This window comes from Methylobacterium organophilum (assembly GCF_022179465.1).
Classification (GTDB): Bacteria; Pseudomonadota; Alphaproteobacteria; order Rhizobiales; family Beijerinckiaceae; genus Methylobacterium; species Methylobacterium organophilum.
Window position 1 is genome coordinate 462,179 of record NZ_BPQV01000001.1, and the last position, 25,057, is coordinate 487,235.

Sequence of the window (25,057 nt, forward strand, 5' to 3'; positions counted from 1 at the left end):
CGCCTGTGCCCGCCACGCCCCGCTCGCCCGCAAAAGCGAGGGCGGGGGCGGGCACAAGCTTGACTTGGGGTCCAGGCCCGGCATCGTCCGCTGTCACGGTCATGAAGCAGCGGAGCCGCATCGGATGCGCCCGAATCCCACTCTCGCCGCCCTGGTGCTCGGCCTGTTCGCCGCAAGCGCGGTGCTCCCGGCCCAGGCCCGCTCGGCCCGCGAGGAGATCTCTCCCGCCGAGGAGCAGACCTTCCCCTACGACGCGAACATTCCCGGCTGCCAGGATCCCTCGGTGCTGGAGACGGTCTCGAGCCAGTTCGCCGAGAAGGAGGAGCAGTACTGGAATTCCTCGATGACGATCGTCGCCTACGATCACATCGAGCGCACCGCCTGGCGGCCCTACGGCGTCGACTTCATCCCCCGCCGCTTCTGCACCGCGGTCGCGACCACCTCGGACGGCCTGCGCCGCAAGATCGACTATTCGGTCCGCGAGAGCACCGGCCTGATCGGCGCGAGCTGGGGCATCGATTTCTGCGTGCACGGCCTCGACCGCAACCTGTCCTACGCCTACGCCACCGCCTGCCGGATGGCCCGGCCCTGATGCGCGCGGCCTGCGTCGCCCTCGCCTTCGCCGCGGTTCTGGCGCTGACGGACGGCGCCGCGCAGGCCCAGGATTACGGGGGCTTCCGCCGCGGCGGCGAGCCCGGCATCTTCGACTTCTACGTCCTCGCCCTGTCCTGGTCGCCGACCTATTGCGAGGGCGAGGGCAGCCGGCGGGACCGCGACGGGCAATGCGCCCCGGGCCGCGGCCTCGGCTTCGTGGTGCACGGGCTCTGGCCGCAATACGAGCGCGGCTACCCCTCCGAATGCTCCGCCGTGCAGCGGCCGGTCACCCGGCAGGCGATGGAGGAGGCGGGCCGGATCTATCCGAGCGAGGGCCTCGCCCGGCACGAGTGGCGCACCCACGGCACCTGCTCGGGCCTCGACCCGGCCGCCTATTTCCGCGCGGCCCGCGCCGCCCGGGAGGCGGTGACGATCCCCGACGCCTATGTGAAGCCCGCGGCCGACCGGCGGGCCGCGCCGATCGAGATCGCCCGCGACTTCGTCATGGCCAACAAGGGCCTGCGCCCGGACATGATGTCCGTCACCTGCCGCCGCGGGCAGCTGCAGGAGGTGCGCATCTGCTTCACGAAGGACCTGCGCGGCTTCACCCCCTGCCCGGAGGTGGCCCGGCAGAATTGCCGCGCGGGCGAGGTCGCGATCGAGGCGGCGCGCTGATCCTTTCAGCCGCCGCCGGGCACCGCTATCCTGGCGCGAGACGTCCTTCGGAGGGGCCGCCATGGCGGAGAAACCGACCTGCCGCCTCGTCCAGGCCGGCGCATCCTTCACCGGCAAGCAGGGCCTCGACTACGCGGTCGGCATCTCGGCGGAGAGCGTCGGCGCCAAGGGCCTTCATCTCCAGCTCGTCACGATCCCGCCCCTCGCCAAGGCGAAGGCCCACCGGCACGAGGCCCACGAGACCGCGATCTACGCGCTCAGCGGCGTCTCGGGCTGCTGGTACGGCGAGGGGCTCGAGGAGCACGCGGTGGTGCGCCCGGGCGACTTCTTCTACATCCCGGCCGGGGTGCCGCACCTGCCCTACAACCCGAGCGCCGAGGCGCCCTGCATCGCGGTGATCGCCCGCACCGATCCGAACGAGCAGGAGAGCGTCGTGCTGATGCCCGAGCTGGACGGCGTGCATGCGGACGTCTTCGCCGGCGCGAAGGCGGACATGCCCTGAGCCAGGCCCTGAAAGGTTCTCGACCCTGAATTACCGCCACGCCTTCCACGCCGGCAATTTCGCCGACGTGCTCAAGCACCTCGTCCTGACCCGGGTGCTCGTGCACCTCCTGGCCAAGGACAAGCCGTTCCGGGCGATCGACACCCATGCCGGGCTCGGAGTCTACGATCTCGAGGCCGAGGAGGCCGGGCGCACGGGCGAATGGCACGAGGGCTGGGGCCGGCTCGACGCGCCGTTCCCGCCGGAGGTCGAAGCCCTGCTCGCGCCCTACCGGGCGGCGGTCGCCGCCACCCGCGCCCGCCACGGCGCCACGACCTATCCCGGCTCGCCGGCCCTGATCCGGGAATTCCTGCGGGCGGGCGACAAGGGTGTCTTCGTCGAGCTGCATCCCGTCGATGCCGAGACCCTGGCGGAGCGCTTCCGCAGCGATTCCCGCACCAAGGTGATGCATCTCGACGGCTGGACCGCCCTCAACGCCCTGATCCCGCCGCCGGAGCGGCGCGGCCTCGTGCTGATCGACCCGCCCTACGAGGTGCGCGGCGAGATCGACCGCCTCGGGGAGCAGCTGCTCAGAGCCGCACGGAAATGGCCGACCGGCACCTATCTCGGCTGGTACCCGATCAAGGAGGTCGCCGCGATCGACCGCATGGCGGCGCGGCTCGATGCAGGGCTCGCCCGCCCCGCCCTGCGCCTCGACCTGATGATCGCCCGGCCCGACGACCCGAGCCGTCTCTCCGGCACGGGCCTGATCGTGATCAATCCGCCCTGGACCCTGCGCCAGGAAGCCGAAGCCTTCCTGCCGGCCCTAGCCGGGCGGCTGGCGCAGGGGGATTACGGCGCCTTCCGCTGCGAGGGCCTCGGGCCGGAGGCGTGAGGCCGCTCAGACCGCAATCCGCCCCTCCAGCGGGAACACCTTGGCCGGGTTGAGCAGCCAGGCGGGGTCGAACACGCTCTTCACCCGCATCTGCTGCTCCAGATCGACCTGGTCGTACTGGAAGCGCATCAGCTCGCGCTTCTCGATGCCGACCCCGTGCTCGCCGGTGAGGCAGCCGCCGACCTCGACGCAGAGCTTGAGGATCGCGTCGCCCGCGGCCTCGGCCTTCTGCAGCTCGCCCGGCGTGTTGATGTCGAACAGGATCAGCGGGTGCAGGTTGCCGTCGCCGGCATGGAACACGTTGGCGACCCGCAGGCCCTGCTCGGAGCAGATCGCGCCGATCCGCTCCAGCACCCCGCCGAGCTGGCCCGTGGGGATGGTGCCGTCCATGCAGATGTAGTCGGAGATCCGGCCCGTGGCGCCGAAGGCCGATTTGCGGCCCTTCCAGATCGCCGCGGATTCCGCCTCCGAGGTCGAGACCCGCAGGGAGGAAACCTGGAACTGCTGGGCGATGGCGACGATGCGGGCGAGCATGTCCTCGCATTCCGCATCCGAGCCCTCGACCTCGATGATCAGCATCGCGGCGGCATCGAGGGGGTAGCCGGCCTTGGCGAAATCGTCGGTGATGCGGATCGCCTCGTTGTCCATGTACTCGATCGCCACCGGGATGATGCCCGCCGCGATGATCGCCGCGGTGCAGGCGCCGGCATCCTCCACCGAGGAGAAGCCGACGAGCATGGGCCGGGCGCCCTCGGCCGCGCGCAGGATGCGCACCGTCGCCTCGGTGACGATGCCGAGCTGGCCCTCCGAGCCGCAGATGAGGCCGAGCAGGTCGTAGCCGGGGCTGTCGAGATGGTCGCCGCCGATCTCCATCACCGTGCCGTCATGGGCCACCAGCGTCACGCCGAGGAGGTTGTTGGTGGTCACGCCGTATTTCAGGCAATGCGCCCCGCCGGAATTCATGGCGATGTTGCCGGCGATGGTGCAGGCGAGCTGGCTCGACGGGTCGGGGGCGTAGAAGAAGCCCTCGTGGCTGACCGCGCCGGAGATCGCGAGGTTGGTGATGCCGGCCTCGACCCGGGCCGTGCGGTTGGCGAAGTCGATGTCGATGACCCGGGTCATCTTGCCGACACCGAGGATGATCGCGTCCTCCTGGGCGATCGCCCCGCCGGCCAGGGAGGTGCCGGCGCCGCGGGCGACCACGCGCACCCCGTTCTCGTGGCAGAAGGCCATCACCGCGGAGACCTCCTGCGTGGTCGAGGGCAGGACCACCGCCAGCGGCATCTTGCGGTAGGCGGTGAGCCCGTCCGTCTCGAAGGCGCGGCGCTCGTCCTCGCTCACCACCAGCGCCTCCGGAGCGACCAGCCCCCGCAGGCCCTCGATGATGGCGTCGCGGCGGGCGACGACGGCCGCGTCGGGCAGGGGGAAGGCGATCGACATCGGCGTCTCCTGTGAAGCGCCTCCCGGGGCGCATCCGGTTTCTTCAGCCCCGCTTCAGCCGGCCTGGGCGATGCTCAGGAACGGGGCGGGTTCTCCCGCATCCTAAGGCAAGCGGGCCCGCCTTGCACCGGGCCCGCGGGGACGCAGGGGAGGATGAGACGGAAACGCGGCGTGAAGGCTTCCCTTCCCTCCGCGCGCCCTAAATGCCGGGGTGGCATTCACAATCTTTATCTGTTCTAAAGCGAAAAGCTCTGCCATGAGCCGGGCGGCTCCGGCCGCACCCAAGGAGGAAAATAACGATGCGTCACCTGATCCTCGGCGCCGCTTTCGCGGTGCTCCTGCCCGTCGCCGCCCAGGCCGAGGGCGATGCCGCCGCCGGCGAGAAGGCCTTCGCCCCCTGCAAGGCTTGTCACAACTTCGAGAAGAACGGCGTCGGCCCGACCCTGAAGGGCGTCGTCGGCTCGAAGGCTGGCGAAGGTGCCGACGGCTACAACTTCTCCGACGCTCTGAAGAAGTCCGGCATCACCTGGGACGAGGCCAACCTCAAGGAGTGGCTCACGGACCCGAAGAAGAAGGTCCCCGGCACCAAGATGGTCTTCCCGGGCATCAAGGACGAGAAGAAGGTCCAGGACATCATCGCCTATCTCAAGACGAAGTCCTGATCCTTTCGATCCGCGACGCAGAACACGGAAGCCGCTCTTCGGAGCGGCTTTCTCGTTTCGAGGGAGCCTTTCCCGGCCCCGGAGCGCGGCGTCAGACCGCCTCGACGCCGACTTCGACGGTGCGGGCGTGCAGGTCGTCCCGGACATTGGCGAGGAGCGCGAGCAGGTCGCGCCGCTGGTCGACGGGAAGGCCGGTCATGCCGCCGACCGTGTCCGGCAGGCAGGTCATCTTCTCCTGCAGGCCGCGGCCCTTGGTCGTGAGGAAGATGCTCACCTGCCGCTCGTCGGCCCGGTCGCGGGCCCGGCGGACATGGCCGGACGCCTCGAGCCGCTTCAAAAGCGGCGTCAGCGTGCCGGAATCGAGGAAGAGTCGGTTGCCGATCTCCTTGACCGTCAGGCCCTCCTCTTCCCAGAGCACCAGCAGGACGAGGTATTGCGGGTAGGTCAGGCCGTGATGGGTGAGCAAGGTGCGGTAGGCGCGCCCGAAGGCATGCGCTGCGGCATAGACGGCGAAGCAGAGCTGGTTGTCCAGAAGCTGCGGGTCGTCGCGGCCCGGCTTGCTCATTCGCATTGTCCTCATGGCGCACCCGCGCTCTCGATCAAGCGGCAGGCCGGCCCGGTACGGCGTGGATGGTCACCGGGCTGGCCCGGTTTGCCCCGGCCTGTGCGGCGAGGCAGCAGGTTCCATATCAAGCGTCTCGACGTCGCGCGACCCACCGCCGGGGAAGCGGTGAAGAAACGCTGATCGGGAATCCCGAGGGCGGAGTAGTAGACCAAAATTCGCGTGTGCACAATCGAGTTAAGCCCCGGCGCTGTCGAAGGGATCCGCACCCGGCGCAGGGGTCCGCCCCGCGCCCGCAAAACCCCTTGCGCGCAATCCAGCGTCCTGTAGAAGCGCTGCATCGGTTGCGCGCAATCTATTTCTGCGCCCGAACGAAGGAGACGACACATGCAGGTTCTCTACACCGCCCAGGCCCATGCCACCGGCGGCCGCGAGGGCTCCGCCGCGAGCAGCGACGAGAAGCTCACGGTCGGCCTGTCGACCCCGAAGGAGCTCGGCGGCGCCGGCGGCGCCGGCACCAATCCCGAGCAGCTCTTCGCGGCCGGCTACGCTGCCTGCTTCCTCGGCGCGGTGAAGTTCGTGGCCGGCCAGGACAAGGTCCGCATCCCGGACGAGGCCCGGATCGATTCCTCGGTTGGCATCGGCAAGCGCGACGACGGGCAGGGCTTCGGCATCACCGTGGCGCTGAAGGTCAGCCTGCCGGGGATCGAGCGCGCCAAGGCCGAGGATCTCGTCCGCCGCGCCGACGTGGTCTGCCCCTATTCCCACGCCACCCGCGGCAACATCCAGGTCGACATCTCCGTCGCCTAACGCTCGCTCGGGCCCTCCGGCTTGCGCTGGGGGGCGAGCGGCGTGATCCGCAGGGCGGTGATCCGGTTGCGGGCCTTGCGCAGCACCTGGAACCGGAAGCCGTGGAAGTTGAAGGCGGTCCCCGTATCGGGGATCGCCCGCGCCTCGTGGATGACGAGGCCGGCCACCGTCGTGGCCTCGTCGTCGGGCAGGTTCCAGTCCATCGCCCGGTTGAGATCGCGGATCGGCACGCCGCCATCGGCGTTGACCGAGCCGTCGGGCAGCACGCGCACGCCGGAGACCGAGACGTCGTGCTCGTCGGCGATGTCGCCGACGATCTCCTCCAGGATGTCCTCCAGGGTCACCAGCCCCATCACCTCGCCGTACTCGTCGACGACCAGGGCGAAATGCGTCTTGCGCGCGAGGAAGGCCTTGAGCTGGTCGCGCAGGGAGGTCGTGGCGGGCACGAACCAGGTCTCCAGGGCCAGGGCCTCCACCTTCAGGCCGGAGGCGTCCCCGCCCGCGGCGTCGAGGGCCCGCAGCAGGTCCTTCGCGTGGAGCACGCCGACGATGTTCTCCGGGCTCTCCCGCCACAGGGGCATCCGCGTATAGGGCGAGGCCAGCACCTCGCGCACGATGTCCTGCGAGGGCAGGTCGGCGTCGATGGCCCGCATCCGGGTGCGGTGGACCATCACCTCGGAGACGGTGAGCTCCTTCAGGTCGAGCAGGCCGCCGAGCATGTCGCGATCGGCCTTCTCGACGCCGCCCTCCCGGTGCAGCAGGGCGAGCTGCCCGCGAATCTCGTCCTGCGCGGACAGGATCGACTGATGGGCGTCGATCGAGACGCCGAAGGGCCGCAGCAGCAGCCGCACCAGCCGCTCCACGGCCAGGGCGAAGGGGGCGAGCAACCCCACGGCGAAGGCCACGGGCCGGGCGGTGAGCAGGGCGAAGCGGTCGGCGTTGTTGATCGCCAGCGTCTTCGGCAGAACCTCGGCGAAGACGATCACCAGCACCGACATGGTCGCCGTGGCGTAGAGCACGCCGCTCTTGCCGAACAGCGCGCTGAGCACGCTCGCCATGAAGGACGAGGCGCCGATGGCGACCACGTTGTAGCCGATCAGCATGGCGCCGATGAAGCGCTCGCGGGCCGCCAGGATACGGTTGACGATGCCCGCGCGGCGATGGCCGGCGGTCTCCAGCGCCAGCATCCGCGCCCGGGAGGCGGCGGTGAAGGCCGTCTCCGCACCGGCGAAGAAGGCCGAGAGCAGCAGGGAGATCGCGACGATGCTCGCCGCGAGCCAGATTTCGGTGTGGTCCATGGATGGATGAGACGCCAGAGGAGCCGGTTTTCTCGGGCGCAAGCTTATCAGCAGCGGCCGCCTCGCGACACGGCGCGCGCAGCGCAACCCGAGCCGGCCCGGAGCCGGGTTCCGTGCCGATCCGCACAAGAACACGGCAAGGTCAGGCGCGATCCCGTCAGGCTTGGCGAAACAGTCCCGCTCCGCGTGCCGGCCCGCACCGCGATCGGGACAGTCCTCGGCAAGATGACGGTCAGCGGATCGGACGAAAGCCGGTCCCGGGATCGACCCGAAAGGACCTCATCGTGCCCCGCCTGCCGCTTGCTGCCCTCGTGCTCGCGCTCTCCGCTCCCGCCGCTTTCGCCCAGGTCACCGGTGCTCAGGTCACCAGCGCCCAGCGGGCCGCCTGCGCCCCCGACGTGCTCAGGCATTGCGCCGGGGACATCCCGAACGCCACGCGGATCACCGCCTGCCTCAAGAGCAAGCGGGCAGCGATCAGCGCCGGCTGCCGCGCCGTGCTCGACGCCGCCGAGGCGCCCGTGCGCACCGCCGCCCATCCCTGACAGACCCGCCCGTGCCCTCTCCACGAAGAAACCCGCCAGAGGGCAATCCGGCGGGTTTCTCTTTTCTCGTCGCGAACGCCGCGATCAGTAGCGCGGGCCGTTCGTGGTGTTGCCGAGCTGCTGCTGGTAGCCGGGGCGCTCCGGGTTCCGGGCGTTGGGGTTGCCGTGCAGGTGGGTGTTGCGGCGGCGGGCCATGCGCTCGGCCTTGGTGGTGCGGTGGTGCCAGCCATGGCGATGATGGTGATGGTGCCAGGCGCGGTGACGCACGCTCGTGGCCAGCGTCTCACCGGCGACGACGCCCGGCTGAGGCATGGCCGGCGCGGCGGAGGCCGAGAACGGGCCGACGAGGCTGCCCAGCACGAGGCCGGCGGCGAGGGTGAGGGCTTTGCGCATCTGTTCAGTCTCTCTCGAAGTGCCGTTCGCACGTCCTGCGCTTAAGTCGGCCGAGACAGAGTCGTTCCTCGGAAAAATCTGGATCTCATCAAGAAAAAACCTCGACCCGCGAGGGATTTCCATTCGTTTGCCGGCGTGTTCTCCCACGGCGCGTGGAGAGCCGGTGACGGGCGATTGCCGGTTGCCTGCGCCGCGCATCCGGGCCACCAGCGCCGCATGATCGAGACGGCCTCCGACAGATCCGACTTGCCGATCGAAGCCGCCCTGCCGCGGTTGCGCGATGCGCTGCGCGGGGGCTCCTCCGCCGTGCTCGTCGCCCCGCCCGGCGCCGGCAAGACCACCCGCGTGCCCCTCGCCCTGCTCGACGAGCCGTGGCTCGCCGGCCGCAGGATCATCCTGCTCGAGCCCCGCCGGCTCGCCGCCCGGGGCGCGGCCGAGCGCATGGCGGCGACGCTGGGCGAGCGCGTCGGCGAGACGGTGGGCCTGCGCGTGCGCCTCGGCTCGAAGATCTCCGGCCGCACCCGGATCGAGGTGGTGACCGAAGGCGTGTTCACCCGCATGATCCTCGACGATCCCGAGCTCACCGGGATCGGCGCCGTATTGTTCGACGAGTTCCACGAGCGCTCCCTCGACGCGGATCTCGGGCTGGCGCTGGCCCTCGACGCCCAGGGCGCTTTGCGCGACGACCTGCGCCTGCTCGTGATGTCGGCGACCCTCGACGGCGCCCGCGTGGCGGGCCTTCTCGGGCAGGCGCCGGTGGTCGAATCCGAGGGCCGCGCCTTCCCCGTCGAGACGCGCCATCTCGACCGCGACCCGAATCAGCGCATCGAGGACGCGGTGGCGGAGGCGGTTCTTCGGGCGCTGCGGGCCGAGCCGGGCTCCGTCCTCGCCTTCCTGCCGGGCCAGGGCGAGATCCGCCGCACGGTGGAGCGGCTCGCCGACAGGGTCGGGCCGGAGGTGGAGCTGGCCCCGCTCTACGGCGCCCTCGACCGGGCCGAGCAGGACCGGGCCGTCGCCCCCGCGCCCCCGGGACGGCGCAAGGTGGTGCTCGCCACCAGCGTCGCCGAGACCTCGCTCACCATCGAGGGTGTGCGCATCGTGGTCGATTCCGGCCTCTCCCGGGTGCCGGTCTACGAGCCGGGGATCGGGATGACGCGCCTCGTCACGGCGCGGGCCTCCCGCGCCTCGGTGGACCAGCGCCGGGGCCGCGCCGGGCGCACGCAGCCGGGAATCTGCTACCGGCTCTGGGCGGAAGCGGCCACCGGCGCCCTGGAGCCCTTCGGCCGGCCCGAGATCCTGTCCGCCGACCTCTCCGGCCTGCTCCTCGACGGTGCGGCCTGGGGCGTCACCGATCCGACCACGCTCGCCTTCCTCGACCCGCCGCCCGCCCCGGCCCTGAAGGAGGCGCGGGCGATGCTGACCGATCTCGGCGCCCTCGACGCCGACGGGCGGCTCACCGCCACGGGCCGGGCCCTGCGGGCCCTGCCGCTTCCGCCCCGCCTCGCCCGGATGCTGCTCTCGGCGGCCGGCTTCGGCCGGGCGCGGGCGGCGGCGGATCTCGCCGCCGTCCTGGTCGAGCGCGGCCTCGGCGGCGATGCGGTCGACCTCGCCGAGCGGGTGGAGCGGGCCGGGCGCGAGCGCGGTCCGCGGGCCGAGGAGATGCGCCGCCTCGCCCAGCGCTGGGCGCAGGAGGCGGAGCGCCATGCGCGGGACCTCGCCCGCGGCCCGGCGCCCTCCGGCCTGCCGGAGGGGCCGGGCAGCCTGCTGGCCCTGGCCTATCCGGACCGGGTGGCCCGCGGCCGGGGCCGGGACGGCGAGTTCCTGATGGTGAACGGGCGGGCCGGGCGCCTCGACCCGGCGAGCCCGCTCGCCCGCGCCCCCTCTATCGTGGTCGCCGACATCACCGGCAGCGCCGCGGCGGCCCGCATCCTCGCCGCCGCGGCGATCGAGCCGGCGGCGATCGAGGCCCTGTTCTCCGATCGGATCGCGGAGCGCGAGAGCGTGGTCTTCGACCGCGAGGCCCGGGCTTTGCGCGCCCGCGCCGCCCGGCGCCTCGGCGCCGTGACGCTCGCCGAGCGCAGCCTGCCGGTGCCCGCCGATGCGGAGGCCGCCCGGGTGCTCGCCCGGGGCATCGCCGGGCTCGGCCTGGAGCGCCTGCCCTGGACATCGGCCTCGCGCCAATGGCGCGCCCGCATCCGCTTCCTGGCCCGGGCCGAGCCCGGGCACTGGCCGGACCTGTCCGACGATGCCCTGACCGCCTCGGTCGAGGACTGGCTCGCCCCCGCCATCGAGGGCCGCGCCGGCCTCGACGCGGTGACGGCGGACGATCTCGTGCAGGCCCTGCACGGCCTGCTGCCCTGGGACAAGCGGGCGCAGCTCGACCGGGACGCGCCGACCCATGTCGAGGTGCCGACGGGATCGCGCATCCCGGTCGATTACGAATCCGGCGAGGAGCCGGTCCTGGCGGTGCGGGTGCAGGAGCTGTTCGGCCTCGCCCGCCATCCCGCGATCGGCGGCGGCGTGCCCCTCGTCCTGCACCTGCTCTCCCCGGCCCACCGGCCGATCCAGATCACCCGCGACCTGCCGGGCTTCTGGCGCGGCTCCTGGGCCGCGGTGCGGACGGAGATGCGCGGGCGCTACCCGCGCCACCCCTGGCCGGAGGATCCCCTCGCCGAGCCGCCGACGCGCAGGGCCAAGCCGCGGGGGACGTGAGCGCTTCGGCTCACTCCCACTCGATCGTGCCGGGCGGCTTCGAGGTGATGTCGTAGGTCACCCGGTTGATGCCCTTCACCTCGTTGATGATCCGGGTCGCGACCCGGCCGAGGAAGGCCATGTCGAAGGGGTAGAAATCCGCCGTCATGCCGTCGACGGACGTGACGGCGCGCAGGGCGCAGACATGGTCGTAGGTGCGCCCGTCGCCCATCACGCCCACCGTCTTCACCGGCAGGATCACCGCGAAGGCCTGCCAGATCGTGTCGTAGAGCCCGGCCTGGCGGATCTCGTCGAGATAGATCGCGTCGGCCTTGCGCAGGGCTTCCAGCTTCTCCCGGGTGATGACGCCGGGGCAGCGGATGGCGAGGCCGGGGCCGGGGAAGGGGTGGCGGCCGACGAAGGCGTCCGGCAGGCCGAGCTCCTTGCCGAGGAGCCGCACCTCGTCCTTGAACAATTCCCGCAGGGGCTCCACGAGCTTCATGTTCATGCGCGCGGGCAGGCCGCCGACATTGTGGTGGCTCTTGATCGTCACCGAGGGGCCGCCGGAGAACGACACGCTCTCGATCACGTCCGGATAGAGCGTGCCCTGCGCGAGGAAGGCCGCGCCGCCGATCTTCTTGGCCTCGGCCTCGAAAACGTCGATGAACAGCCGGCCGATGGTCTTGCGCTTCACCTCCGGGTCGTCGACGCCCTCGAGCGCGCCGATGAACAGGTCCTGCGCCTGAACATGGACCAGAGGGATGTTGTAGTGGTCGCGGAACAGGCGGACCACCTCCTCGCCCTCGCCGAGGCGCAGCAGGCCGTGATCGACGAAGACGCAGGTGAGCTGGTCGCCGATCGCCTCGTGGATCAGCACCGCCGCGACGGAGGAATCGACGCCGCCCGACAGGCCGCAGATCACCTTCTCCTGGCCGACCTGCTCGCGGATCTTGGCGATGGCCTCCTCGCGATAGGTGCCCATGGTCCAGTCACCGGAGCAGCCGGCGATGTCGCGCACGAAGTTGCGGATCAGCAGGGCGCCGTGGGGGGTGTGGTGCACCTCCGGGTGGAACTGCACCGCGTAGTAGTGGCGCCCCTCGTCCGCCACCGCCGCGAAGGGGGCGTTGCGGGACATCGCGATGGTGCTGAAGCCCTCGGGCAGCTTGGTCACCCGGTCGCCGTGGCTCATCCAGACCGGGTATGTCTCGCCGACCTGCCAGACGCCCTTGAACAGGGGCGAGTCCGACAGGATCTCGACCTCGGCCCGGCCGAACTCGGCATGATGGCCGCCCTCGACCTGGCCGCCGAGCTGGGCCGCCATGGTCTGCTGGCCGTAGCAGATGCCGAAGACCGGCACCCCCGCCTCGAAGATCTTCTGCGGCGCCCGCGGCGACAGGTCCGTCGTCACCGATTCGGGGCCGCCCGACAGGATCACGCCCTTGGGCCGGTGCTCGTCGAAGGCGGCCTCGGCCTTGGTGAAGGGCACGATCTCGCAATAGACGCCCTCTTCGCGCACCCGCCGCGCGATGAGCTGGGTCACCTGGGAGCCGAAATCGACGATCAGGATCTTGTCGTGGTGCGAGGTGTCGATGGTCATGCTGTCACGCGGGCCTTCCAAAGGCCCGGGTTAGACGAGGGGCCGGGGCGGCGCAACGCGTCTGCGCGCGGAGCCGGGCCGAGGCGAGCTCGGGGGTCGCACGCCCCGCGGATCGCCCGGCGCGGGTCTGCAACCCATTAACTCTTCATTCAACCTATGGATGCGAGACCGCCCGTCCCTCGAAACGGACAGGAGTCATCCGACCATGAGAGCTGCCATCATCGGTGCCGTCGTCGCCCTCGCAGGCCTCGGCGCGGCCGCGCCGGCCGCCGCCCTTCCGTTCGCCGGCCCGTCCCTCCAGGACGGCCTCGTGAGCCAGGCCCGGATCGTCGAGCGCCGGGTCGTGCGCGGCCCGCGCTGCAAGACCGTGATCGTCAAGCGCCGCGGCCCCTTCGGCCGCACCGTCATCGAACGCCGGCGCCGCTGCTTCTGAGACCGGACGACGGACGGGGCGGCCCCGACGCCGCCCCGTCGCTTGAGACGCCTCAGGCCGCCAGTAATGCGAGGGCAATGACGGCAGCCGGGCTCGGTTCCGCATTGCACAATCCTGCAATGGTGCGCAGCATCGGGGACGATTCAGGCAGCCTCGGAGCTTCCCTCCGCCCGGTCGTAGCGCGTCCGCGCCTGCGCGATCTCGCCGTGCCGCGCCTCGGCCCAGTCGATCAGGGCGGCGAGCGGCCCCAGCAGCGAATGCCCCAGGGGCGCGAGCCGGTAGCTGACGCTCGGCGGCTTCGTCGGGAAGACGTGCCGGGTGACGAAGCCGTCCCGCTCCAGGTTGCGCAGGGTCTGGGTCAGCATGCGCTTCGAGATGTCCGGGATCAGCCGGTCGATCTCGTTGAAGCGGCGCGGGCCGGCGGCGAGCGCGATCACGATCAGCGTCGTCCACTTGTCCCCGAGATGGTCGAGCACGTCGCGGACCGGGCAGCGGGTCGCGTCGAAGCCGGCGCCCTGCCATTGCGTGAACTTGTCCGCGATGCGGTCGCTCTCGGACATGGCGCGGTTCCTCCGGGGTAACCTTGGGCGAAAAAGCTGCCTCCTTACGGGGGCAGAAGGTCTCATATAAATACCATGCTCCACTTTGAGACTGAAACGGAGCATCCGATGTCCGACGCGTCTTCCCCCCGCCTCTTCGTCACCGGCGCCAGCGGCCAGCTCGGTCGGCTCGTGGTCGACGCGCTCCTGACGCGCGTGCCCGCCGAGCGCATCGTGGCCGGCCTGCGCGATCCCGCCGGCGCGGCGGCAGCGAGCTTCCGCGACCGCGGCATCGCGGTGCGCGTGGCGGATTACGCCCGGCCGGACACCCTGACGGCGGCCTTCGCCGGCATCGACCGACTGCTGCTGATCTCCTCCAGCGAGATCGGTCAGCGGGTGGCCCAGCATCGCAACGTGGTCGAGGCGGCCAAGGCCGCGGGGGTCGGCTTCCTCGCCTATACGAGCGTGCTGCGCGCCGACACCTCGCCCCTCGGGCTCGCCGAGGAGCATCGCCGGAGCGAGGCCCTGGTGACGGGTTCGGGCCTGCCCTACGCCCTCCTGCGAAACGGCTGGTACACGGAGAACTACACGGCCTCGATTCCCCCCGCCCTGGCCCATGGCGTCTTTCTCGGCAGCGCCGGCGAGGGCCGCATCGCCTCCGCGGCACGGATCGACTACGCCGAGGCCGCCGCCGCGGTGCTGACGGCGCCGGAGGTCCAAGCCGGCCGCACCTACGAGCTTGCGGGCGACGCGGCCTATACCCTGGCCCAGTTCGCGGAGACGGTGGCGGCCCTCTCGGGCAAGCCGGTCGCCTATCGCGACCTGCCGGAGGCGGAGTTCAAGGCGGCCCTGCTCGGCGCCGGCCTGCCGGACTTCGTGGCGAGCCTGCTCGCCGACTCGGACGCCGCGGCGGCCAAGGGCGCCCTCGATGACGACGGCCACGCCCTCAGCACCCTGATCGGCCGCCCGACCACGCCCTTCGCGGACACCATCGCCGCCGCCCTGAAGGGGTGACCGGCGCGTCAGGCCCGCAGCAATCCCCGGCCCCGCATCCAGGCCAGGAACAGGCCGGGCCAGGCGGCCACCGGGCTGCCCGGCACGCCGAGGCCGAAGCCGTGGCCGCCGCGCTCGAACACATGCAGCTCCGCCGGCACCTTGGCGTTGCGGAGCGCGGCGAACATCAGGAGCGGATGGTCGGTCACCGCGATCGGATCGTCGGAAGCCTGGACGAGGAAGACCGGCGGCGTCTTCTCCGTCACCTGAAGGTCGACGGAATAGGCCCGCCGCTGCGCCTCGGTCGGGTCCTCGCCGATCAGCATGCGCCGGCTGGAGATGGTGCGGTCGAAGGGCGTGCGCAGGGTGATCACGGGATAGATCAGGCCGGCCAGGGCCACATGGGCGGATTGGGTGTCGTCCTCGTCGACCGGCTCGTAGAGATCCGCCGCGGCGCCGACCGCGGCCTCGCCCATCAGGTGGCCGCCGGCGGAGAAGCCGAGCAGGCCGATCCGCTCCGGGTCGAGGCCGTAATCGGCCGCGCTCCCGCGCACCAGCCGGATTGCCCGCTGGGCGTCCTGGCGGGGGGCATCCGGCCCCGCGTTCCAGCCCTCGCCCGGCAGCCGGTAGACCAGGATGAAGGCGGTGATGCCGGCCTTGTTGAGCCACGCCCCGACCGGCAGGCCCTCATGGCCGATATCGATGCGGCGATAGCCGCCCCCCGCCGTCACGACGACGGAGGCGCCGTTGGGCCGCTCCGGGCGCATCACCAGCAGGCAGGGCCGGCTCACGGCGGTGATGATGCCCTTCAGGGTCTCGTCGAAGCGGTATTCGGTGACGGGCGGGCCGCCGCCTCCGGGCGGCGGGCCCGGCCAGAGATCGATGACCTCGAGATCGGAGCCGGGGGCCGCCTGCGGCAGCGGCTGCACCCGTTCCGGCTCGGACCGCGCGGGAATCGTCTGCGCCATGGTGGTCCCGCCAGCCTCCCGCCCCGACAGGCTGGCCGCCGCGGCGGCCAGAAGCGCCCTGCGATCGAGTTTCATCCGCGCCCTTCCCCGCCACGCGCCCCGGGCCGCCTGCAGCGCAGCCACCCTCAGAACGAAGCAGGGCCGTGGTCGATCCCTGAGCGGGGCTCGGTGCGAGGCCGCGACGCGACGCCCTCAAGCCTGCCGGGTGATCTCGGCGAAATAGAATCCGTCCGTGCCGGTGCGGGCCGGGCTCATCTGCAGGCCGTGCTCCGTGAGGCGCAGGGCCGGGGCGAGGCCGGGACGGCGCTGCGCCAGCGCCTCCGGCGGCTCGGCGGCGAAGCGGCCGCCGCTGCGGGCGAGGAGGCCGGCGACGGCCCCGTCATTCTCCTCCGGCAGGAGGGAGCAGGTGACATAGGCGATGCGCCCGCCCGGCCGCACGAGCTGCGCGGCCCGGTCGAGCACCGCGGCCTGCTCGGCGAGGCGGGTGGCGAGGCTGCCCGGGCGCAGGCGCCATTTCGCGTCCGGATTGCGCCGCCAGGTGCCCGTGCCGGTGCAGGGGGCATCGACCAGCACCCGGTCGACCTGCCCGTCGAGATCCGTCAGCACGTCGGCCCGGGCGCGGCCGCCGCGGGGCGTGCGGATCTCGGCCTGGGCGCCGGCCCGGCGCAGGCGCTCGTGGATCGGCGCGAGGCGGCGGGGATCGGAATCGGTGGCGATCAGGCGCGCGCCGTTGCCGGTGGCCGCGGCGAGCGCCAGGGTCTTGCCGCCGCCGCCCGCGCAGAGATCGACGAGGGTCTCCCCCGGCTTCGCGTCGGCGAGCAGGCTCGCGAGCTGCGAGCCCTCGTCCTGGATCTCGTAGAGCCCGTCGAGGAATTCCGGCTCGACATGCAGGGCCGGGCCGCGCCCGTCCTCGCCGAGCGGCACCCGCAGGCCCCAGGGGGAATGCGGGGTCGGCTCCGCCTCCAGATGCGCGACCTGCACGCGGGCCGCCTCGCGGTCGATCTTCAGGGCGTTGATGCGGATGTCGAGGGGCGCCCGGCGGGCGAGCGCGCGCAATTCCGGCAGCAGGTCCGCGCCGAACAGCCGCTCCAGGGCGGGCAGCACGAAGGCCGGCGCGTCGCCCGCGACCTCCGGCGGCGCATCGTCGAGGGTGCCCTCGTTCAGGCGCCGGGTCTCGGCCTCGCTCAGGGGCGCGGGGGCGAAGCGGGCGCCGTCGAACAGGCCGGCGATGGTGGGGGCGGCGAGGCCCCGCTGCAGGCGCAGCATGCCGATGAGCACGGCCCGCGGCGTCTCCTCGCCCATGATCCAGGCGGCGGAGGCCTTCCGGCGCAGGCCGTCATAGACCAGGCTCGCGATGGCCGCGCGGTCGCCCGAGCCGGCGAAGCGGTGGGAGAGGCCCCAATCCTTGAGGGCGTCGGCGGCGGGCCGGCGCCGCTCGCCGATCTCGGCGAGGACCTCGATGGCGGCGGAGAGGCGGGCGGAGGGAGTCAGGGCAAGCTCCGAGGGGGCTCTGAGAGTCGGCGAGGGGCCGCTTTGGCGGCGTTGCCGCCCCAAGGCAAGCCCCGCTCACGCGTCGGAGGCCGGCGGCACCTCCTCCGGATCCCGGCCCCGAGACAGGGCCTCGAAGTCCCGGCCGCCATAGAACACGTTGGCGATGCAAACGCGGTTGGTCGCGATCCGATCGGCGATCACGGCCGAAGGTTCGAAGGGGACAGGCGCAAACCAGGCTCGAGGTCGTCCCGGAGACGGCCGCCCCGCGGAGCATCGCCGCTGCGATCGCAGCGGGCCGGAAGGCGGTCGAGGAAACGCCTGGCGACGTTCGGGTCGCGGCTGGCTTCGTAGACCCAGCGATAGATATTCAGGAGATCGGCACTCGCCTCTTCGAGGAGCACGACCTCAAGAGGCGTCACGGTGCGCCTTCACGGTCTCGGCATGCAGCCCCTCGATGCGCGCCTCGACCTCTTTCAGGCTCAAGGGAGGCCGCGGATCGTCCAGGGAGCGGCGGATGCGGGCGCCGGAGGGCGGCGAGGCGTATTCGCCCGCCTCGACGCTCTCGCGCACGGCCTGGAGCATCTCCGGCGCCAGGGTGACGTTGATCGTGTCGGCCGGCCGCATGATCCCGCCTCGCCTTGCCCGGGGCCGATCGTGCCACGGAATCCGGGAGCGTGCATCGCGCGCCGGGGCCGGCCTGCCGCCTAACGGTAGTCGTTCGGCGTCAGGCCGTAGCGCGCGATCTTGTCGTAGAGGGTCTTGCGGGGGACCGCGAGGGCTTCGGCGGCGAGCTTCACGTCGCCGCCGGCCATGATCAGCTCCTCGCGGATCAGGCCGCGCTCGAAGCGCTCGACCTGCTCGGGCAGGCTCGGCGCCGGCCCGGCCTCCGGAACCGCCGCCTGCGGCACCAGGCCCAGGGCGCAGCGCTCGGCGAAATGGTCGAGCTCGCGCACGTTGCCCGGCCAGGCATGGCGCAGGAGGTGGTCGCGGATCGCCCCCGACATTGGCGGCGGCTCGCGCCCGAAGCGGGCGGCGGCGCGGCCGAGGAAGTGCTGGAACAGGAGCAGCACGTCCTCCCGCCGCGCCCGCAGGGGCGGGATCGCGATCGTGACCACGTTGAGCCGGTGGTAGAGGTCGTCGCGGAAGCTGCCGGCGGCGGCCTCCTGACCGAGATCGACCTTGGTGGCGGAGACCACCCGCATGTCGACGGGCCGGCGCTCGTTGGTGCCGAGCGGCTCCACCACCCGCTCCTGCAGCACGCGCAGGAGCTTCACCTGCAGGCCGAGGGGCATGCTCTCGATCTCGTCGAGGAAGAGCGTGCCCCCCTGCGCGTGCTCGATGCGCCCGACCCGGCGCTTCAGGGCGCCGGTGAAGGCGCCGGCCTCGTGGCCGAACAGCTCGCTCTCGACCACGCTGTCGGGCAGCGCCCCGCAATTCATGGCGACGAAGTTCTTCTGCGCGCGCCGGCTCCAGCGGTGCAGGGCGCTCGCCACCACCTCCTTGCCGGATCCGGTCTCGCCCAGCACCAGCACGTCGACATCCGCCGAGGCGATGTCGCGCACGAGGCGGCGCAGGCCCACGATCTCCGGGGAGACGCCGAGGAAGGCGGGGTCCTCCTCCACCGCCGCGTCGAGGCGGGCATTGAGGCGCCGGTTCTCCAGGACGAGGCGGCGATGCTCCAGGGCGCGGCGCACGGAGCCCATCAGCGCCTCGGCCGGGTAGGGCTTGGCCAGGAAGTCGTAGGCGCCCTCCCGCATGGCCGCGACCGCCATGGTGATGTCGCCGTGGCCGGTGATGAGGATCACCGGCAGGTCCGGGTCGAGGGCGCGCAGGCGCTCGAACAGGGCGCGCCCGTCCATCCCCGGCAGGCGCACGTCGCTGACGACGACGCCCGGCGGCTGCGCCTGGATGCCGGCCAGCGCCGCCTCCGCCGTCTCGAAGGTCTCCACGGAGAAGCCGTCGAGCTCCAGGCTCTGGCGGTTGGCGCGGCGCATGTCCTCCTCGTCGTCGACGAAGACGATGCGCTCGGCGGGGTCGAAGCTCATCGGGTCGGCTCCAGGCTGGCCTCGCCGCGGGCGGCCTGCGGAGCCGGGGCGCGGGGGAGTTCCATGCGGAAGACGGTGGCCTCCGGGCTCGAGCGCACGGAGAGGGTGCCGCCGCTTTCCTCCACGATCCCGCGGGCGATGGCGAGCCCGAGGCCCAGACCTTCCGCCTTGGTGGTGAAGAACGGGTCGAAGACCTGGGCCAGGGTGTCCGGCGGGATGCCGGGGCCGTTATCGGCCACCGCCACGGCGACGCGCTCGGCCCCTTCCTCCACCGTCAGCGTCACCTGCGGCGCCGGCCGCCCGGCGACCGCGTCCAGCGCGTTCTGGAGCAGGTTGACCAGAACCTGCTCCAGCCGCGGCCCGTCGCCGAGCACGGCGAGGTCGGGGGCGGGCGCCGCCACGGAGAGGGCGATGCCCGCCTGCGCCGCCCGGGCGCCGACCACCTCCAGGCTGCCGCGCAGGGTCTCGGCGAGGCGCACCGGCTCGCGCCGGCCCGAGGCGCGCCGGGCGAAGCCCTTCAATTGCCGGGTCAGCGCCCCGATCCGCTCCGTGAGCCGGCCGATCGCCGAGACGTTCTCGGCGGCGTCCTCCACCCGGCCCCGGCGCACCAGGATCGCGGTGTTGTCGGCATAGGTGCGGATCGCGGCGAGCGGCTGGTTGATCTCGTGGGCCATGCTGGCGGCGAACTGGCCCAGCGCCGCGAGCCGCCCGGCCTGGGCGAGTTCCCGGCCCAGGCGCTCCCGCTCGGCCTCGGCCCGGCGGCGCTCCTCGATCTCGCCGCGCAATTGCCGGTTGGCCTCGCTCAGGGCCTGGGTGCGCTCGGCGACGCGGGCTTCCAGCTCTTCGCGCCCGGCCGCGGCCGCGGCGAGGCGCGCCCGCATCCGCCGCCGCCGGCCGATCAGGGTGGCGAGGCCGAGCCAGGACAGGCCGGTGGCGAGCAGGGCGATGACGCGGCCCTGCGCCCGCTCGCGCTCCACCGCGGCGGCGATGGGGGTGAGGGTATGGAGCCGCCAGTCGGTGCCGGGGATCGGCGCGTCGAGCATCAGGGCGGGGCGGGCCAGCTCCGCGCCCTTGCCGACGCGCACCCGGTCGGGGCCGTCCCGGGTCGGGAAGACGGGCAGAGGCGCCAGCGGCGCCTCGCCGAATTCCAGCGCCTCGCGGATGCGCCGCCGCTCCGCCTCGTCGATGCCGCGCAGGGCCATGAAGCGCCAGGCGGGATCGCTCGCCACCAGCACGATGCCGCGGGGATCGGCCGCGAAGACCGTCTCGCCCCCCTTCCGCCAGGCGGCCTCGACGGCGTCGAACTCGATCTTGACCACCACCACGCCCACGGCCTCGGGCAGGCGCCGGGCGAGATAGAAGCCCGGCCGCCCGCTCACGGTGCCGAGGGCGAACTGGGAGCCCGCGCCCCCCGCCATGGCCTGCTTGTAATAGGGCCGGAAGGCGTAGGTGCGCCCGACGAAGCTGCGCTCGGTCGCGGCGTTGCTCGCGGCCACCGTCATGCCGTCGGCCCGGGTCACGTAGATCACCGCCGCGCCCGTCGCCTCGGCGATCTGGGCGAGCCGCCCGTTGACCCGGGCGACGAGGGCCGGATCCGAGGCGTCCCGCGCCACCCGGGCGATCTCCGGATCGGCGGCGAGCGCCAGGGGCAGGGCGCTCTGCGTCTGCATCTCCGCCCGCAGGGCGGCGACCTGGAGGCTCAGGGCGGAGCGCGCGCCGCGGCGCAGATCGGCCAGGGCCCGATGCTCCGCCACCCGCCCCCCGGCCCAGGCCGCGAGCGCCATCGCGGCGAGGCCGAGGAGCAGGGCGAGTCCCCGACGGTGCCGGGCGAGCCCGTGGTGCGCGGCCTCCCTCATGCCGGCGCCCGCGTTCCGGATTTCCGGAACGATTCAGGCCGTCTCGTGCGGATCCCCGCAAAGGCCGTTCCGGACGCCGGGCGGGGATGAGGAAAAATAGTACGCATTTCAGCCGGTTAGCAAAAACTTAATGGCCCTCCGGCGCTGGCATGCCGGTTGCCATTCGGCCGGCGAAGCACAGTCATGCCGCAACCGCAGAGCTGTGCGCCGACAGGCCAAAAGCAAGAGCGGACAGCGGCGCGGCCCCGAAAAGGGCCCGCCGACCGAGCCGCGGACCGATCCACCGCCTGACAGGGAGAGAGACCCCATGGCTGCCGTCCCCTCGCCGCTGACCGCGCCGCACGCCCCGCCCGCGCCGAAGCCCCTCTACCGCACGCTCTATTTCCAGGTGCTCGTCGCCGTCGCGATCGGTGTCCTGCTCGGCCATTTCTACCCGCAGCTCGGCGCCGAGATGAAGCCGCTCGGCGACGCCTTCATCAAGCTCGTGAAGATGATCATCGCCCCGGTGATCTTCCTCACCGTGGTCTCCGGCATCGCCGGCATGACCAATCTCGAGAAGGTCGGCCGCGTCGGCGGCAAGGCGCTGCTCTACTTCCTCACCTTCTCGACGCTCGCCCTCATCGTCGGCCTGATCGTGGCCAACGTGCTCCAGCCCGGCCACGGCCTGCACATCGATCCGAAGTCCCTCGATCCCAAGGCGGTCGCGACCTATGCCGGCAAGGCCAAGGAGCAGAGCATCGTCGACTTCCTGATGAACATCATCCCGACCACCGCGGTCGGCGCCTTCGCGGGCGGGGAGATCCTTCAGGTCCTGTTCTTCTCGGTGCTGTTCGGCTTCGGCCTCGCCTTCATGGGCGACCGCGGCAAGCCGGTGCTGGACATCATCAAGGTGCTGTCGGAGGCGATCTTCGGCGTCGTCGCCATCATCATGAAGGTCGCTCCCATCGGTGCCTTCGGCGCGATGGCCTTCACCATCGGTAAGTACGGGATCTCGTCGCTCGCCAACCTCGCCTACCTGGTCGGCGCCTTCTACCTGACCTCGGCGATCTTCGTGCTCGGCGTGCTCGGCCTGGTCGCCCGCTACAACGGCTTCTCGATCCTCAAGCTCATCCGCTACATCAAGGAGGAGCTGCTGCTGGTGCTCGGCACCTCGTCGTCGGAATCGGCGCTGCCCTCCCTCATCGACAAGATGGAGCGCGCGGGCTGCTCGCGCCCCGTCGTCGGCCTCGTGGTGCCGACCGGCTACTCGTTCAACCTCGACGGCACCAACATCTACATGACGATGGCGGCGCTCTTCATCGCCCAGGCCACCGACACGCCCCTGTCCCTGGGCGAGCAGGCCCTGCTGCTCCTCGTCGCCATGCTCTCCTCGAAGGGCGCGGCCGGCGTCACCGGCTCAGGCTTCATCACGCTCGCCGCGACGCTCGCGGTGGTGCCCTCGGTGCCGGTCGTCGGCATGGCGCTGATCCTCGGCATCGACCGCTTCATGTCGGAATGCCGGGCGCTCACCAACTTCATCGGCAACGCGGTGGCCTGCATCGTGGTCGCCCGCTGGGAGGGCGAGGTCGACGAGGCCAAGCTCCACGCGGCGCTCGGCGGCAAGCCGGCGGAGATTGCCGCCCCGGTCCCGGCCCTGCAACCGGCGGAGTGATCCCCGGCGATCCGCTTCCCGGCGGGGTTTCGTCTCCTCCGCCCTGCCGGTGAGGGAAAACCGCGGCAGCCGGAACCGGCCGCCGCGGTTTTCTTGTTCCCGGGCCGCGCGGCCCGGTACCCTCGCCGCCACGCGAATCCGAATCGAGGGGAAGCCGGATGCTCAAGGGCCGCTGCCATTGCGGGTCGATCGCCTACGCGATGTCCTCGGAGGTGGTGCATAACGCCCTGTGCCATTGCTCGGATTGCCGGCGCCATGCCGGCGCGCCGATGGTCGGCTGGGCCATGGTCCCGGCCGAGCGGGTCACGATCTCCGGCGAGCCCGTGGTCTACGCCTCCTCCGAGCACGGGCGGCGCCATTTCTGCGGCCGCTGCGGCACCGGGCTGTTCTACGTGAACGAGCAGACCCTGCCGGGGATGATCGACGTGCAGACGGCCACCCTCGACACCCCGGAGGCCCTGCCGCCGGCCGCCCAGATCCAGGTGGCGGAGCGCATCGCCTGGATGGAGGAGGCCCACCGCCTGCCGACCTTCGACCGGTTTCCCGGCTGAGCCGTTTCAGAGCGCCGAGAGCCGCCGGTCCACCTTCGCCAGGAAGCGGGCGCGGGCCGTCGGCGTCGCCTTGTCCATGCCGGTGAGGCTCAGCCAGTCGAGCCGGCAGCCCGGGGCACAGAGGCTGCGGATGCCGAAGCGGAACAGCCGCCAGTCCGGCCAGCCGACGAGCCAGAGCAGCCAGCGCGGCGAGCCGTAGGTCGTCACCACCACGATCCGGCGGAGATGGGTGAGCCGCGGCTGCAGCACCCGGGCGCCCCCGAGGGAGAAGGCGATGCCCGGCAGCCAGACCCGGTCGATCCAGCCCTTCAGCATGGCCGGCAGGCCGAACCACCAGGTCGGGTAGACGAGGACCAGCATCTCGGCCCGGCGCAGGGCGGCGATATGGAGAGCGAGGTCGGGGCGCTCCCGGTCCTCGTCGAAATAGGTGCCGCGCTCCGGCGCGCTCAGCCGCGGATCGAAGTTGTCCGCGTAGAGGTCGATCGTCTCGACGGCGTGGCCCGCCCGGGCGAGGGCGGCGGTCGCGGCCGCGCGCAGGGCGCCGCAGTAGCTGTCGGGCCGCGGGTGGCAATAGACGAGGAGGACGCGCATGGGGCCGTCCTACGGGGAAGCCGGGCGTTCCGCCCGGATCTTTTCGAGGAGCCCCGGCTCGGCATAGCCGTCCGGGGTGAGGCCGGCCTTCTCCTGATAGGCGCGGATCGCCGCCCGGGTCTTCGGGCCGACCTTGCCGTCGGCGGCGCCGACCGCGTAGCCGAGGACGGCCAGCGTCGTCTGGAGTTCGCGCCGCTCCGGCGTCGTCAGCATCCGGTCCCCCCGCGGCCAGGGCGCCGCGAAGCCCGGCGCGCCGGCGAGCCGGTCCGCGAGATGGGCCACGGTGAGGGCGTAGGCCAGCGCCGTGTTGTAGCGCAGGATGACCTTGAAGTTCGGCTGCAGCAGGAAGGCCGGCCCCCTGGCCCCGGCGGGCAGCAGCAGCACCGCCCTCGCGCCCTCGGGGAAGGGGAGGGGACCGGCCGGCTTCACGCCGAGGGCGGCCCATTCCGAAAAGCCGCGCTCCGTCGTCTCGTCGGCGAGGCGGTGGTCGAAGCCCTCCGGCAGCGACACCTCCCGGCCCCAGCCTTCGTGGGCCCGCCAGCCCGCCGCCTTGAGGAAGTTGGCGGTGGAGGCCAGGGCGTCGGGCACCGCGTGCCAGATATCGCGCCGGCCGTCGCCGTCGAAATCCACGGCGTGGCGGAGATAGGCGGTCGGCATGAACTGGGTGTAGCCCATCGCCCCGGCCCAGGAGCCGAACAGCCCCTCCGCCGGCGCCTCGCCCCGGTCGAGGATGGTGAGCGCCGCGATCAGCTCGTCGCGCCAGGTGGCGGCGCGGGCGGGCTCGCCGCAGGCCAGGGTGGCGAGGGCCGGCACCACCGGGCGCAGGCCCTTCGGATCCGCGATCGCCCGGCCGAAATTCGATTCCACGCCCCAGAAGGCCACGAGGACGTGGCGGTCGACGCCGTAGGCGGCCTCGATCCGCGCCAGCGCTTCGGCCCATTCGGCGAGCTTGGCCTGGCCGGTGGCGATGCGTTCCGGCGTGACGCTGGCGTCGAGATAGTCCCAGAGCGGACGGACGAACTCCGCCTGCGCCCCCGTGGCCGGCAGCACCACGGGATCGGGCGCCAAGGCGCCGAACTGCGCGGAGACGGTCGCCTCGGAGATTCCCCGCGCCTGGGCCAGGGCCGCGAGCGCGCCGAAACAGGCCGGGAAGGAGGCCGCGGGGAGCGCGGGATCGGACGGGGCGGATTCGGCGGCGGCGCAACCCGGAGCGAGCCCGAGCAGCAGGGCCGCCCCCGCGATGCCCCGTCGAAACCCACGCCCCATCCACCACCCCGCCTTGCTCGCCCCCGAGCCTAG

General features: G+C 72.2%; 27 protein-coding genes. 12 read left to right on the forward strand and 15 right to left on the reverse strand.

What is annotated here, in order from left to right; translation table 11 throughout:
• Positions 1-124: 124 nt before the first annotated feature.
• The 4 genes from MFF21_RS02080 (at position 125) to MFF21_RS02095 (ending at position 2,645) form a co-directional block, all read left to right on the forward strand.
• Complete coding sequence (locus MFF21_RS02080; RefSeq protein WP_238309519.1) at positions 125-592, forward strand: hypothetical protein; 468 nt, start codon at positions 125-127, stop codon at positions 590-592.
• On the forward strand, positions 592-1,269 hold the full coding sequence (locus MFF21_RS02085; RefSeq protein ID WP_238309520.1) for a ribonuclease T2 family protein: 678 nt from the start codon (positions 592-594) through the stop codon (positions 1,267-1,269). The genes MFF21_RS02080 and MFF21_RS02085 overlap by 1 nt, the downstream gene beginning before the upstream one ends.
• Positions 1,270-1,330: 61 nt before the next feature.
• Positions 1,331-1,771 (forward strand): cupin domain-containing protein, encoded by a 441-nt coding sequence (locus tag MFF21_RS02090; protein WP_238309521.1) that lies wholly within the window; start codon positions 1,331-1,333, stop codon positions 1,769-1,771.
• Positions 1,772-1,838: 67 nt separating this feature from the next.
• A complete protein-coding gene (locus MFF21_RS02095) occupies positions 1,839-2,645 on the forward strand; it encodes a 23S rRNA (adenine(2030)-N(6))-methyltransferase RlmJ (protein WP_238309522.1) in 807 nt (268 codons plus the stop codon).
• Positions 2,646-2,651: 6 nt separating this feature from the next.
• Here MFF21_RS02095 and MFF21_RS02100 read toward each other — a convergent pair whose 3' ends face one another.
• Positions 2,652-4,085 carry an FAD-linked oxidase C-terminal domain-containing protein gene (locus MFF21_RS02100; protein WP_238309523.1) on the reverse strand — a complete coding sequence of 478 codons (1,434 nt, stop codon included), beginning with the start codon at positions 4,083-4,085 and terminating at the stop codon, positions 2,652-2,654.
• Between the two features lie 299 nt (positions 4,086-4,384).
• Here MFF21_RS02100 and MFF21_RS02105 point away from each other — a divergent pair, with 299 nt between their 5' ends.
• Positions 4,385-4,747: a c-type cytochrome gene (locus tag MFF21_RS02105; protein WP_238309524.1), complete on the forward strand. Its 363-nt coding sequence runs from the start codon at positions 4,385-4,387 to the stop codon at positions 4,745-4,747.
• A gap of 91 nt (positions 4,748-4,838) precedes the next feature.
• Here the strand turns inward: MFF21_RS02105 and MFF21_RS02110 are convergent, their stop codons facing one another.
• Positions 4,839-5,312, reverse strand: coding sequence for a MarR family winged helix-turn-helix transcriptional regulator (locus MFF21_RS02110; RefSeq protein WP_238309525.1), 474 nt, complete (start codon positions 5,310-5,312; stop codon positions 4,839-4,841).
• 384 nt (positions 5,313-5,696) lie between these two features.
• Here MFF21_RS02110 and MFF21_RS02115 point away from each other — a divergent pair, with 384 nt between their 5' ends.
• A complete protein-coding gene (locus tag MFF21_RS02115; protein WP_238309526.1) occupies positions 5,697-6,119 on the forward strand; it encodes an organic hydroperoxide resistance protein in 423 nt (140 codons plus the stop codon).
• On the opposite strand, the gene MFF21_RS02120 is transcribed toward MFF21_RS02115, so the two are convergent.
• Complete coding sequence (locus tag MFF21_RS02120; RefSeq protein WP_238309527.1) at positions 6,116-7,417, reverse strand: HlyC/CorC family transporter; 1,302 nt, start codon at positions 7,415-7,417, stop codon at positions 6,116-6,118. The two genes, MFF21_RS02115 and MFF21_RS02120, sit on opposite strands and share 4 nt — an antisense overlap.
• A gap of 284 nt (positions 7,418-7,701) precedes the next feature.
• Between MFF21_RS02120 and MFF21_RS02125 the strand changes: the two genes are divergently transcribed.
• Positions 7,702-7,959 (forward strand): hypothetical protein, encoded by a 258-nt coding sequence (locus MFF21_RS02125; protein WP_238309528.1) that lies wholly within the window; start codon positions 7,702-7,704, stop codon positions 7,957-7,959.
• Positions 7,960-8,043: 84 nt separating this feature from the next.
• Here the strand turns inward: MFF21_RS02125 and MFF21_RS02130 are convergent, their stop codons facing one another.
• Positions 8,044-8,352, reverse strand: a complete 309-nt coding sequence (locus MFF21_RS02130; RefSeq protein WP_238309529.1) for a hypothetical protein — start codon at positions 8,350-8,352, stop codon at positions 8,044-8,046.
• 216 nt (positions 8,353-8,568) lie between these two features.
• Between MFF21_RS02130 and hrpB the strand changes: the two genes are divergently transcribed.
• Complete coding sequence (gene hrpB / locus MFF21_RS02135) at positions 8,569-11,064, forward strand: ATP-dependent helicase HrpB (RefSeq protein ID WP_238309649.1); 2,496 nt, start codon at positions 8,569-8,571, stop codon at positions 11,062-11,064.
• 10 nt (positions 11,065-11,074) lie between these two features.
• Here hrpB and guaA read toward each other — a convergent pair whose 3' ends face one another.
• A complete protein-coding gene (guaA, locus tag MFF21_RS02140; RefSeq protein WP_238309530.1) occupies positions 11,075-12,640 on the reverse strand; it encodes a glutamine-hydrolyzing GMP synthase in 1,566 nt (521 codons plus the stop codon).
• Between the two features lie 205 nt (positions 12,641-12,845).
• On the opposite strand from guaA, the gene MFF21_RS02145 reads away from it, so the two are divergent.
• On the forward strand, positions 12,846-13,073 hold the full coding sequence (locus MFF21_RS02145; protein ID WP_238309531.1) for a hypothetical protein: 228 nt from the start codon (positions 12,846-12,848) through the stop codon (positions 13,071-13,073).
• A gap of 143 nt (positions 13,074-13,216) precedes the next feature.
• Here the strand turns inward: MFF21_RS02145 and MFF21_RS02150 are convergent, their stop codons facing one another.
• Positions 13,217-13,633 carry a winged helix-turn-helix transcriptional regulator gene (locus MFF21_RS02150; RefSeq protein WP_238309532.1) on the reverse strand — a complete coding sequence of 139 codons (417 nt, stop codon included), beginning with the start codon at positions 13,631-13,633 and terminating at the stop codon, positions 13,217-13,219.
• Positions 13,634-13,741: 108 nt separating this feature from the next.
• Between MFF21_RS02150 and MFF21_RS02155 the strand changes: the two genes are divergently transcribed.
• Positions 13,742-14,626: an SDR family oxidoreductase gene (locus tag MFF21_RS02155; protein WP_238309533.1), complete on the forward strand. Its 885-nt coding sequence runs from the start codon at positions 13,742-13,744 to the stop codon at positions 14,624-14,626.
• 8 nt (positions 14,627-14,634) lie between these two features.
• Here the strand turns inward: MFF21_RS02155 and MFF21_RS02160 are convergent, their stop codons facing one another.
• From MFF21_RS02160 to MFF21_RS02185, 7 genes are all read right to left on the reverse strand, one after another.
• Positions 14,635-15,648 carry an alpha/beta hydrolase gene (locus tag MFF21_RS02160; protein ID WP_238309534.1) on the reverse strand — a complete coding sequence of 338 codons (1,014 nt, stop codon included), beginning with the start codon at positions 15,646-15,648 and terminating at the stop codon, positions 14,635-14,637.
• Positions 15,649-15,765: 117 nt separating this feature from the next.
• Positions 15,766-17,064 (reverse strand): RsmB/NOP family class I SAM-dependent RNA methyltransferase, encoded by a 1,299-nt coding sequence (locus MFF21_RS02165; RefSeq protein WP_238309650.1) that lies wholly within the window; start codon positions 17,062-17,064, stop codon positions 15,766-15,768.
• A gap of 75 nt (positions 17,065-17,139) precedes the next feature.
• Positions 17,140-17,265, reverse strand: a complete 126-nt coding sequence (locus tag MFF21_RS24025; protein WP_308445643.1) for a hypothetical protein — start codon at positions 17,263-17,265, stop codon at positions 17,140-17,142.
• Positions 17,262-17,483, reverse strand: a complete 222-nt coding sequence (locus MFF21_RS24030; RefSeq protein WP_308445644.1) for a type II toxin-antitoxin system RelE/ParE family toxin — start codon at positions 17,481-17,483, stop codon at positions 17,262-17,264. The genes MFF21_RS24025 and MFF21_RS24030 overlap by 4 nt, the downstream gene beginning before the upstream one ends.
• On the reverse strand, positions 17,470-17,688 hold the full coding sequence (locus MFF21_RS02175) for a type II toxin-antitoxin system ParD family antitoxin (RefSeq protein WP_238309535.1): 219 nt from the start codon (positions 17,686-17,688) through the stop codon (positions 17,470-17,472). The genes MFF21_RS24030 and MFF21_RS02175 overlap by 14 nt, the downstream gene beginning before the upstream one ends.
• 80 nt (positions 17,689-17,768) lie before the next feature.
• A complete protein-coding gene (locus tag MFF21_RS02180; RefSeq protein ID WP_238309536.1) occupies positions 17,769-19,109 on the reverse strand; it encodes a sigma-54-dependent transcriptional regulator in 1,341 nt (446 codons plus the stop codon).
• Complete coding sequence (locus tag MFF21_RS02185; RefSeq protein WP_238309537.1) at positions 19,106-20,965, reverse strand: sensor histidine kinase; 1,860 nt, start codon at positions 20,963-20,965, stop codon at positions 19,106-19,108. The genes MFF21_RS02180 and MFF21_RS02185 overlap by 4 nt, the downstream gene beginning before the upstream one ends.
• Positions 20,966-21,272: 307 nt before the next feature.
• Here MFF21_RS02185 and MFF21_RS02190 point away from each other — a divergent pair, with 307 nt between their 5' ends.
• Positions 21,273-22,616 carry a dicarboxylate/amino acid:cation symporter gene (locus MFF21_RS02190; RefSeq protein ID WP_238309538.1) on the forward strand — a complete coding sequence of 448 codons (1,344 nt, stop codon included), beginning with the start codon at positions 21,273-21,275 and terminating at the stop codon, positions 22,614-22,616.
• 158 nt (positions 22,617-22,774) lie between these two features.
• Complete coding sequence (locus MFF21_RS02195) at positions 22,775-23,167, forward strand: GFA family protein (protein ID WP_238309539.1); 393 nt, start codon at positions 22,775-22,777, stop codon at positions 23,165-23,167.
• Between the two features lie 6 nt (positions 23,168-23,173).
• On the opposite strand, the gene MFF21_RS02200 is transcribed toward MFF21_RS02195, so the two are convergent.
• Positions 23,174-23,758, reverse strand: coding sequence for an NAD(P)H-dependent oxidoreductase (locus MFF21_RS02200; protein WP_238309540.1), 585 nt, complete (start codon positions 23,756-23,758; stop codon positions 23,174-23,176).
• 9 nt (positions 23,759-23,767) lie between these two features.
• Complete coding sequence (locus MFF21_RS02205; RefSeq protein WP_238309541.1) at positions 23,768-25,024, reverse strand: lytic murein transglycosylase; 1,257 nt, start codon at positions 25,022-25,024, stop codon at positions 23,768-23,770.
• Between the last annotated feature and the right edge of the window lie 33 nt (positions 25,025-25,057).

What these genes read in the sequence shown, in the direction of transcription:
- MFF21_RS02080 (WP_238309519.1), top strand. Translation starts at nt 125, where the DNA reads ATGCGCCCGAATCCCACTCTCGCCGCCCTGGTGCTCGGCCTGTTCGCC.
- MFF21_RS02085 (WP_238309520.1), top strand. Translation starts at nt 592, where the DNA reads ATGCGCGCGGCCTGCGTCGCCCTCGCCTTCGCCGCGGTTCTGGCGCTG.
- MFF21_RS02090 (WP_238309521.1), top strand. Translation starts at nt 1,331, where the DNA reads ATGGCGGAGAAACCGACCTGCCGCCTCGTCCAGGCCGGCGCATCCTTC.
- MFF21_RS02100 (WP_238309523.1), bottom strand. Translation starts at nt 4,085, where the DNA reads ATGTCGATCGCCTTCCCCCTGCCCGACGCGGCCGTCGTCGCCCGCCGC.
- MFF21_RS02105 (WP_238309524.1), top strand. Translation starts at nt 4,385, where the DNA reads ATGCGTCACCTGATCCTCGGCGCCGCTTTCGCGGTGCTCCTGCCCGTC.
- MFF21_RS02110 (WP_238309525.1), bottom strand. Translation starts at nt 5,312, where the DNA reads ATGAGCAAGCCGGGCCGCGACGACCCGCAGCTTCTGGACAACCAGCTC.
- MFF21_RS02115 (WP_238309526.1), top strand. Translation starts at nt 5,697, where the DNA reads ATGCAGGTTCTCTACACCGCCCAGGCCCATGCCACCGGCGGCCGCGAG.
- MFF21_RS02120 (WP_238309527.1), bottom strand. Translation starts at nt 7,417, where the DNA reads ATGGACCACACCGAAATCTGGCTCGCGGCGAGCATCGTCGCGATCTCC.
- MFF21_RS02130 (WP_238309529.1), bottom strand. Translation starts at nt 8,352, where the DNA reads ATGCGCAAAGCCCTCACCCTCGCCGCCGGCCTCGTGCTGGGCAGCCTC.
- hrpB (WP_238309649.1), top strand. Translation starts at nt 8,569, where the DNA reads ATGATCGAGACGGCCTCCGACAGATCCGACTTGCCGATCGAAGCCGCC.
- guaA (WP_238309530.1), bottom strand. Translation starts at nt 12,640, where the DNA reads ATGACCATCGACACCTCGCACCACGACAAGATCCTGATCGTCGATTTC.
- MFF21_RS02145 (WP_238309531.1), top strand. Translation starts at nt 12,846, where the DNA reads ATGAGAGCTGCCATCATCGGTGCCGTCGTCGCCCTCGCAGGCCTCGGC.
- MFF21_RS02150 (WP_238309532.1), bottom strand. Translation starts at nt 13,633, where the DNA reads ATGTCCGAGAGCGACCGCATCGCGGACAAGTTCACGCAATGGCAGGGC.
- MFF21_RS02155 (WP_238309533.1), top strand. Translation starts at nt 13,742, where the DNA reads ATGTCCGACGCGTCTTCCCCCCGCCTCTTCGTCACCGGCGCCAGCGGC.
- MFF21_RS02160 (WP_238309534.1), bottom strand. Translation starts at nt 15,648, where the DNA reads ATGAAACTCGATCGCAGGGCGCTTCTGGCCGCCGCGGCGGCCAGCCTG.
- MFF21_RS02175 (WP_238309535.1), bottom strand. Translation starts at nt 17,688, where the DNA reads ATGCGGCCGGCCGACACGATCAACGTCACCCTGGCGCCGGAGATGCTC.
- MFF21_RS02180 (WP_238309536.1), bottom strand. Translation starts at nt 19,109, where the DNA reads ATGAGCTTCGACCCCGCCGAGCGCATCGTCTTCGTCGACGACGAGGAG.
- MFF21_RS02185 (WP_238309537.1), bottom strand. Translation starts at nt 20,965, where the DNA reads ATGAGGGAGGCCGCGCACCACGGGCTCGCCCGGCACCGTCGGGGACTC.
- MFF21_RS02190 (WP_238309538.1), top strand. Translation starts at nt 21,273, where the DNA reads ATGGCTGCCGTCCCCTCGCCGCTGACCGCGCCGCACGCCCCGCCCGCG.
- MFF21_RS02195 (WP_238309539.1), top strand. Translation starts at nt 22,775, where the DNA reads ATGCTCAAGGGCCGCTGCCATTGCGGGTCGATCGCCTACGCGATGTCC.
- MFF21_RS02200 (WP_238309540.1), bottom strand. Translation starts at nt 23,758, where the DNA reads ATGCGCGTCCTCCTCGTCTATTGCCACCCGCGGCCCGACAGCTACTGC.
- MFF21_RS02205 (WP_238309541.1), bottom strand. Translation starts at nt 25,024, where the DNA reads ATGGGGCGTGGGTTTCGACGGGGCATCGCGGGGGCGGCCCTGCTGCTC.